We start from the raw sequence: 6,909 nt of genomic DNA on the forward strand, positions 1-6,909 counted from the left end.
TTGCGTCCTTTGCGCCTTCGCGGTTAAATCATTCTGATGCAACCGGAAACGATATAATATCATAGCTAAAACTGAATGACCAGATATTTATTTTTACCGACTTATCCCCAGCAATATGTCTTACACATCTTTCACTTTCCAACAATTAAAAGATCGGTTTGGATTGGATATATCCCTAAATCCTATTTTACCAAGTGCCAAGATTATTCCTTTAGAACCCTCCCCATGGCTGTGGAGAGCGCTTGAAATTAGTTCTAACACTGCCGTAACAACTGCCAAAGAACGTTCTGAACGAATTATTTCTCCTATTTTGTTAGAAGTTCGAGAAAAAAATAACAGACAATTTTCCATTTTTTCCGGTTGGTCTTTTGAGGTAGATGTTTCTCGGGGATTGCACGGAGAATGCGACTTTCTACTGTCTGACGTGCCGTTTGATTTTGAAATAAAAGTTCCATTTTTTGCGGTCAGAGAAACGAAGGGCCCAGAAATAAAATCTTGTCTGCCCCAGTGTGCAGCACAAATGGTGGCGGCTCAGCTCTTTAACGAACGCCAACAAAATTCAAGACCTGCTGTATTTGGTTGCGTGACTACGGGCGTTATCTGGCGGTTTCTTAAATTAGAAGAAAATCATTTAATTATTGATGATGATGTTTATTATATCGATAATGTTCCTTTGGTTTTAGGGGCTTTACAAAAAATAGTTAATTATTATAACTAATCCGATTGCTGCCATCAAAAAGCTTTGATGTTCAAACTTAAAGCCTCAGGAACTGGGAAGTTTAAATTCAAAGATAGCGAAGTAAATTAATTTTCTTAGGATTTTTTTTGCTGTGGCGGTAGCGCTACCGCTACCAAAGTATGTTCACATAAATCAGCTATAAATATTAGTATAAACTGCTACAACTGCGCGCAACAAACAAGTTTGTTCCTAAAGAAATACTCCTAATTGTATTGACCGTAGCCTTGGCTCGATCGTTATAATAGTGGAAACCCCACACTCAAATAAAAATTAGCTATGAATATTTTCATCATCTCTTCACGGGCTTTATCCTCCCATGTTTCCTGGGACCCGGTTTTTGAATTAGAAAATATTCTGGTACGCACCTGCAACGCACAACTTTTGATACCATCAGCCACCTACTGGCGGGAGCATTCGGAGGGAATGCCACCACTTGCTAAGCGAATTGTTCGTAAAGCTATCAAGTCTACTACGGGTTTCTATAAGTTAGATTCATTACCCGAACTGTCGAACAAGCCCAATGTTTTGCTAACAATTGGGCTTTCAGGCGCCAATATGGAACTGCTATCGACCATACCTAACTGGCGGCAGCGTTTTGATGTGGTAATCGGTTATGTATTCGATGCTTGGGATACAAACAGTTACTCAGAAAATGTCTATCATCTAGATCATTTATTCGTGCCGCTACCCCAAGTTATAGATGAACTAACGCAACATTTTAATATACCAGTATCGCTGCTGCCTTTTGGTGCAGATGTTCTCGCTCAAGGTTCGTGTCAAGTCAAACGTTCGCTAGATATAACCAGCTTCGGGCGGATACCCGCACAGTACCACAATGCCTTTCTTAATAAATTCAATCAACCGGGTTCGGAACAAATTTACTATAAATCGACAGCCCGGAGGGAAGAAATGTATCCCAAATTGCCTTACGAACAGCGGCAAGATCAGGAGGATACTATGCTGCTATTTCACATTCTCAGAAATAGCAAGATTACCTTAGCATTTGATACGCTCTATCCCGGGATGCGTAAGTTTCCTTACTCGTTTGTTACGCTGCGGTGGTTTTACGGGGCTGCGACTGGTGGCGCGATTGTTGGCAAACGTCCCACTACACCTCTAATGGATAAGTTGTTTGATTGGGAAGATGCAACTATTGAGTTGCCCGATCATCCTCAAAAAAGTGTAGAATTAATTGCAGAACTTTTACAGGATACGAAGCGGCTTCAGTCTATTTACAAGCGCAATTATGTTGAAAGTTTAGCTCGTCACGATTGGAGATATCGGATTCAGGCTATGCTGGAAAAAGTAGGCGTTCCCCTACCTCACCTGCTGCGCGAAGAGTTGCTGGAACTGAAAACGCTTCATCACAAATTAGTCGCAAACCAGCTTCCTGTAAAAAAATAAACGCTATAGATTTGAATAGCGCGATGCTTAACTGTGCGGTCAATTGCTCGCTGATTTTGAGTAATATAATAGTTTATTGGCGCTTAATTGCTGAACTGAGTAGAGATAGATGATTTAGTTTTTTGTATTAAGAGAAGCAAATTGATAATTTGAAAGCCCACCCAGTCTTTATAGGAAATTTTACACTGCTTTGTATTAACAAACAAAAAATCACAGGTATCAATGCCTGGCAACAAATATGAAAATGGCAGGCAGACAAAACCCAATCTTTTTAATCTGTTGACAATTTTCTTGACTTCATCAGCGCTAATAGAACCGGGAACAAAGTCGTGAAACTCTATAGTGACTTGCTTAATATTGCAGAGCGTGGCATCGCTGGTTGAGTTAAAAAGGGCTTCTTCAGCACCTTCAATATCTACTTTTAAGACATCAATTGACTCAATTTTATGGTTATTTAAAAAAGTATCGAGGGTGATTCCTTCGACTGATATAACTCCCTGAAGACCGTGAATGCTAGCTGCTTGCTGGCTAACGCTGTGGCATTCTCTATTTTCTGAAAGATATAAATCAATAGGTTGATTTTGGTCTGAAATAGCACAGTTAAATTTTTTGACTAAGTTGTTTTCTGTGATTTGAGAATACACGGCAGGAACGGCTTCTAGGGCGTAACACCGACAATTAAATTCACGACTTATCTCTTGGCTGAATTGACCGACATTTGCGCCTAAATCGATAACTAAAGACTGAGAGTCTATTAATTTGGTATAAATAGTATGAGTTTTAAGATTTGTCAATCCTGAATGCTTTTGCCAGAACTCGATAGATTTTACTAAAAAATTATAAAGTGTCATAACTGACCCCATAAATCATAGTTTCTAGATATAAGGTATGGTATGTGTTCGAGTAAACTCGAAAAATTAATTAATTGTAACAATACCTTGGTAGGATATACTCTGGCAGCTAAAGTCCAACATCTTACAATCCAAAACCTCAAATCGACATGAGCCAGCATCCAGACCGCATTGCCCCTCACGGCGGCATCCTGGTCAACCGCATTGCCACACTAGACCAAAGACAAGAATTTTTCGACCAAGCAGAAGTTTTGCCGCGACTCCAGCTTTTGGAACGATCGCTCTCTGACCTGCAAATGATCGCGATCGGCGCCTTCAGTCCCCTCAAAGGGTTCATGGGCGAAGCTGATTATCGATCGGTCGTCAAACAAATGCGCCTTTCCAACGGCCTGCCTTGGTCGATTCCCATCACTCTTGGAGTCAGCCAAGCAGTCGCCGACACTCTCACAGAAGGTACAAGAGTGCGCCTCGACTCACCGAATGGCGAATTTGTCGGCGTACTGGAACTTACAGAAAAATACCGCTACAGCAAAGAAGAAGAAGTAATCAACGTCTACCGCACCGACGACCTCAAACACCCGGGCGTCCAAGTAGTAGACCAAGCCGGGCCAGTGAACCTAGCAGGGGAAGTGTGGCTGCTGGAACGCGAACTAGATATCCGATTCCCTCAATACCAAATTGACCCGGCGAAGTCGAGAATCCTGTTCAAAGAAAAGGGATGGAAAACCATCGTCGGTTTCCAAACCAGAAACCCGATCCACCGGGCCCACGAATACATCCAAAAATGTGCCTTAGAAACAGTAGACGGTTTGTTTCTGCACCCGCTAGTGGGTACGACTAAAGATGACGACATCCCGGCTGACGTGCGGATGCGCTGCTACGAAATTCTTCTAGAAAAATACTATCCAAAAGATCGCGTAATTTTGGCAATCAATCCGGCGGCGATGCGCTACGCCGGGCCCAGAGAAGCAATTTTTCACGCTTTAATCCGTAAAAACTACGGCTGCACTCACTTTATTGTGGGGCGCGATCACGCTGGAGTCGGCGATTATTACGGCACTTATGATGCTCAATACATTTTTGACGAATTTGAGCCGGGAGAATTGGGAATTGTGCCGATGAAATTCGAGCACGCTTTCTATTGCAAGCTGACGGAACAAATGGCTACAACTAAAACAAGTCCCAGCACTCCGGAACAGCGGGTGCACTTGTCGGGAACCAAAGTTCGCGAAATGCTGCGCGCTGGCAAATTGCCACCACCGCAATTTTCCCGCCCGGAAGTCGCCGCTGAGTTGGCCAAGGCTATGAATATTTTTAGTTACGAAATTTAAGTCTTGAACCAGGCTCTTGGCAGTCTTCTCAATAGTTTTGAATTTTAATTTTTGAGTTTTAAGTTGAAATTTTCAATTTAAGACTCAAAAGTTAAAAATTAACAATTGTCTTAATACTAAATCCTCACAATCTAATTAAATCATCGACCAAAATTGGGTAATTTAACTTAAAATAAAAAACGGAAAATCCAAAGCTATTTAAAAATGGGACTGAAGCGGCGGGAATTTTTGCAGCAAGCTGGCCTGGTGCTAGCGACGCTCGGCATCAGCGAGGCGGGTTGGCGGCAGTTGGGTTCGCGCTACCTTCAAGCCTTGGCAGGGCCGGGCGCCCGCAAATTGGCTTTGTTGGTCGGCGTTGACAAATATCCGGACTCGCCCCTGCGCGGCTGCGTCACGGATGTGGAATTGCAGCGGGAACTCCTGATCTATCGGTTTGGATTTGTGCCGTCAGATATCCTAACTTTGACTGACGCTCAAGCTACTAGGGAAAATATCGAGACGGCTTTTGTCACTCATTTGAGCGAACAAGCAAAACCTGGTGATGTGGTGGTTTTTCACTTTAGCGGATGCGGTAGCCGAGTCGGTTCGATCGACTCCGATGGCAAAATGCAAAACAGTTTGGTGCCGGCGGATGACGTTTTACCGCTGTTAGAAAACCGATCGGTAAACGATATTTTAGAGGAAACTGTGCTGCTGTTGGTGCGATCGCTCGCCACAGAACAGGCGATCGCCATCCTGGACACCAGCTACTCCTATCCGGGTTTCCCCAAAAACGGCAACTTTCGCATTCGCTCCCGCCCCCGTCCCACGATCGGGCAGCCAGGGCTAGCAGAACTAACATTCGCCGCAGGTCTCAAATCGCGCCCCAATCTGCGTTCGGCAGCCGCCGTACTTGCCGCGGCTGCTCCTTCACAACTCGCCGCCGAACAAGAGTGGAACGGATTTAGTGCAGGTTTGTTTACCTACGCGCTCACCCAAACCCTGTGGTGTGCAACTCCCGCCAGCAGCTTCAGCGTCTGTGTGAGCCGCGCCGCGGGTAAAGTCGAGCAAATGGGTTGGCTACCGCAGCAGCCGGAAATTCGCAATGACGATTTGACAGTTGGCGGGGAAGCTGTGAATTTTGCCAGAAGTTTAATGTCAAATTCGCCTGCTGCTGACGGCGCGGTGACAGCGGTAGAAGACGGCGGCAAAACTGTGCAGTTGTGGCTGGGTGGCTTATCGCCCGGGGTTTTGGAGTCAGCAGCGGGCTCTGTGTTTGCTGTGAATTCCTCCCAAGGTGCAAAGCTGTTGCTGCGGGGACGCACGGGTTTGTCTGCCAAAGCCCAAGTTTTAGATGGCGAACTAGCCGCGGGCGAACTGGTGAGGGAAGAAATTCGGGTATTGCCGCGAAACATCGGTTTGACAGTAGCTTTAGATTCGGGTTTGGAACGCATCGAGCGGGTGGATGGCACCAGCGCCTTTGCGACTGTGCCGCAAGTTTCGGCAGTGGGGAGCGAGCAACCAGCAGACTTCCGGTTCGGCAGAATTCCGGAAACAATTGTCGCTCAAACTCCTGCGGCTGCTTACGATCCTGCTTTGTATCAAGGTCGCTACGGTTTGTTTTCCTTGGGTCAAATACTGATTCCCGATACTCAGGGCGACGGCGGGGAAGCGATCAAGATGGCGGTGCAGCGGTTAACCCCGCAGTTGAAGGCGCTGCTGGCGGCGAAGTTGCTGCGGCTGACTGCCAATGAGGGGTCTTCGCGGCTGAAGGTGCGCGCGGTGCTAGCAACTCTGGCGCCGCAAGCTCGGGTTGTGGCGCAGCGGGAGCCGGTGCGCGCTGGCGGTGGTTACCGCCTCGAACCTCTGAACGGAGAAAGCGAGAAATCGACTCATTTTGATATATTAAGTGTGAAAAACGGCAGCCGAGTTCAATACAGGTTGTATAATGAGGGCGATCGCCCGGTTTATTTTGCGGTGTTCTGCTCCGACAGCGCCGGACGGCTGTCAGTGCTGGGTACTGAGGGCCAATACTCGGCAACCGGTATGTCGCGGGCGATCGCCCCGGGCGAGAATTTGAGCGTGCCGGCGGCTGGGGCTTTCGGGTGGCCGATATCTGGGGCAAACGGACTGATGGCAACCAGAATTATATTTAGTGAGACACAGTTCGATCGAACTCTGGCGGCCGTGGAATTGCAGCAAACGAGGGAAGCCGTGCCCTTAGTGCTGTTGAATCCTTTAAATGTAGCGCGGGCAGTATTGGAAGATTTGCACGCTGCTAGCATACCGGGCGTGCAGAAAATGGGCATATCGACGGACGATTTGGCTTTGGATGTGCGTGCTTGGGCAACTTTAAGTTTTGTTTGTCGAATAGTTTAATTTCAAAATCCAGCGCTTTTTATACAACAGATATTTTAAATATCTGCAAGTGCCAAATCGAGTTTCAATCTCAACCAAAGTCAAAGCCCAAATTCTGAAACGATCGATCGCCAATCGAAACTTTCAAATTTCAATCGCCATCAACCGCAGTATTGTAAGTTGTCCGACATTTATAGCAACCGCCACATCGGTGAGGACATAAATAACTTCATGAATAGAGCCGATA

General features: G+C 46.1%; 5 protein-coding genes. 4 read left to right on the top strand and 1 reads right to left on the bottom strand.

Translation table 11 applies throughout. The annotated features are described in order from the left end of the window. Positions 1 to 115 precede the first annotated feature (115 nt). Together QT974_RS28725 and QT974_RS28730 are read left to right on the top strand one after the other, a co-directional pair. Positions 116 to 718, top strand: a complete 603-nt coding sequence (locus QT974_RS28725) for a hypothetical protein (protein WP_333471796.1) — start codon at positions 116 to 118, stop codon at positions 716 to 718. Positions 719 to 1,015: 297 nt separating this feature from the next. Beyond that, positions 1,016 to 2,143, top strand: coding sequence for a glycosyltransferase (locus QT974_RS28730; protein WP_333471797.1), 1,128 nt, complete (start codon positions 1,016 to 1,018; stop codon positions 2,141 to 2,143). Positions 2,144 to 2,226: 83 nt separating this feature from the next. On the opposite strand, the gene QT974_RS28735 is transcribed toward QT974_RS28730, so the two are convergent. Next, entirely contained in the window at positions 2,227 to 2,994 is a 768-nt protein-coding gene (locus QT974_RS28735) for an FkbM family methyltransferase (protein WP_333471798.1), read from the bottom strand. A gap of 149 nt (positions 2,995 to 3,143) precedes the next feature. On the opposite strand from QT974_RS28735, the gene sat reads away from it, so the two are divergent. Together sat and QT974_RS28745 are read left to right on the top strand one after the other, a co-directional pair. After that, entirely contained in the window at positions 3,144 to 4,325 is a 1,182-nt protein-coding gene (gene sat / locus QT974_RS28740; protein ID WP_333471799.1) for a sulfate adenylyltransferase, read from the top strand. Positions 4,326 to 4,529: 204 nt separating this feature from the next. Further along, positions 4,530 to 6,683, top strand: coding sequence for a caspase family protein (locus QT974_RS28745; protein ID WP_333471800.1), 2,154 nt, complete (start codon positions 4,530 to 4,532; stop codon positions 6,681 to 6,683). Positions 6,684 to 6,909 lie beyond the last annotated feature (226 nt).

The sequence above is a fragment of the Microcoleus sp. BM001215392 genome, from assembly GCF_036700185.1.
In the GTDB taxonomy this organism is placed as follows: domain Bacteria; phylum Cyanobacteriota; class Cyanobacteriia; order Cyanobacteriales; family Microcoleaceae; genus Microcoleus.

Coding starts and splice junctions, on each gene's coding strand:
- QT974_RS28725 (WP_333471796.1), top strand. CDS start 116: ATGTCTTACACATCTTTCACTTTCCAACAATTAAAAGATCGGTTTGGA.
- sat (WP_333471799.1), top strand. CDS start 3,144: ATGAGCCAGCATCCAGACCGCATTGCCCCTCACGGCGGCATCCTGGTC.
- QT974_RS28745 (WP_333471800.1), top strand. CDS start 4,530: ATGGGACTGAAGCGGCGGGAATTTTTGCAGCAAGCTGGCCTGGTGCTA.
- QT974_RS28730 (WP_333471797.1), top strand. CDS start 1,016: ATGAATATTTTCATCATCTCTTCACGGGCTTTATCCTCCCATGTTTCC.
- QT974_RS28735 (WP_333471798.1), bottom strand. CDS start 2,994: ATGACACTTTATAATTTTTTAGTAAAATCTATCGAGTTCTGGCAAAAG.